At 68.6% G+C, this 1,733-nt stretch carries 1 protein-coding gene; it reads right to left on the reverse strand.

What is annotated here, in order from left to right; genetic code table 11:
• Positions 1 to 112 precede the first annotated feature (112 nt).
• Entirely contained in the window at positions 113 to 1,219 is a 1,107-nt protein-coding gene (locus LQ326_RS47050) for an ISAs1 family transposase (protein ID WP_234545355.1), read from the reverse strand.
• Positions 1,220 to 1,733 lie beyond the last annotated feature (514 nt).

Raw genomic sequence — 1,733 nt, forward strand, 5'->3', positions numbered from 1 at the left:
CAAGGCTTCGGCGTAGTCGCGTGGCGTCCGGTTTACGATCATCCGAGGCCGAGGAGTGTGAGGGGGCGGCGAGGGTCGCGGGCGTTGCGGCGGAGGCCGGACGCGATGTTCTTTACTCCGCCATGCGGAGGGCTCCGATGGCGAGATTGCGCCAGGTGGCCATCGCGCGGGGCGCGTTGCCGGTCCGTAGCTGGGAGGCGTCCTCGGCGAAGGTGGTGTCGCGGACGTGGTGCAGGGCCTCGATCTTCCAGTGGTCGCGGACGAGTCCGGCGAGCTGGGATGGGGTGGCCTGCCCGGCGGTCAGGCTGGTGACGGCGTAGACCGTCTTGACGGTGGTCTTGCCGGACTTGCGGTCGGTGCGGCGGCGCTTGATCTGGACGGCCTGGCGGGCTCCGGGGAAGAGGAGGCTGTTCACGGTGGCAACCTTGATCCGGCGGATCTCGGAGCGGCCGTGGCCGATGCCACGGGTGCGCCCCTGAAGCGGGATGTCCTTCCAGGGAAGGGACTTGAGTTGTCGGCGCAGCTTCTTCTGGTTGCCCTTGACGATCACGATGTAGTGGGCGCCCCGGCCGAGGAGGTAGTCGGCATGCTCGCGCTGGGTGTGCATGGCGTCGCTGGTGACGACGACACCGGTCAGATCGGTGACGGTGTCCAGCAGTGGCTGGAAGCAGGTGATCTCGTTGGTCTTCTCGCCGACGTCCAGCTGGGCCAGGACCAGGCCGGTGGCGTGCTCCAGTGCGGCAAGCAGGTGGATCTTACGGCCCTTTGCCTTGGCCGCGCCGCGCAGGCTCTTGCCGTCCACCGCGAGGCCGCGCAGCCCGGTCGTTTTCGGGCGTCGGTCGGCGAGCCAGCGTCCGACCGCCCGGTCCAGCGCGTCGCCGTCGATGCGGGCCAGCAGCCGGCGGACCGTGGTCTCGGCGGGCAGGACCCGCCTGGGCAGAAGCGGATCAGGGGCGGCACCGACCTGTTCCAGCACGTATCCAGGGGCATCGGCGATCCATTCGCCGACCGCCAGCAGCGAGGTCGCTCCGGCCAGCACCGCGCACGCGGTGAGAGCGAGCACGACGGCCAGGCGGTGGCGCACTCCGCGCGGGTCACGCGGATCCGGCACCCCGGCCAACCGCTCCAGCAGGCCCGGGACCTCCTCGGGTCCGACCTGCGGATTCTCACGCAGTTGGTCAAGGGCAGGCGGGATCAGAGATGATGCGGTGACAGGCACGGTCTTCCACTTGGATCACGGGGCGTAGAGAACTCCATGATCTTGGGAGTCCGTGCCTGTCAGCTCCCGGATGACCGCCAAGCCGACGGATTGTCAGAACCGGACGCCCGTGCACCAACGTTGAAGCCTGCCGTGAGCCCTGCTAGGGCAATCGCCTGAGCCACAACACGGCAAGGCCGTAAGCAACAGCCGACACAGCAAGTCCCGCGAGGACCGTAGCCGTGTACGCCCAGCCGGGCAGCGTGCGCATGAAGAACCCGAACGTGACGTCGCGAGTGACGAGAAAGGCTGCGAGGGCGGCGAACATCGCACCCGCCGACTGTCGGGTCCACCCTCCCGGCTTCGAGGCGACGCGGCCGTCCGGACGAGGAGCAAGAGGTTCTGTCACTCGTCACTTGTACCGGTCTCGATGCGACTCATCAATGGCAGCCGGCCCAAGCCCGCACGCGGCAGGGCTTCGGCATCGTCGCACGATCACGGATCGGACACCCTGCGACTACGCCGAAGCCCTGCG

The organism is Streptomyces shenzhenensis (assembly GCF_021462265.1).
GTDB lineage: Bacteria > Actinomycetota > Actinomycetes > Streptomycetales > Streptomycetaceae > Streptomyces > Streptomyces shenzhenensis.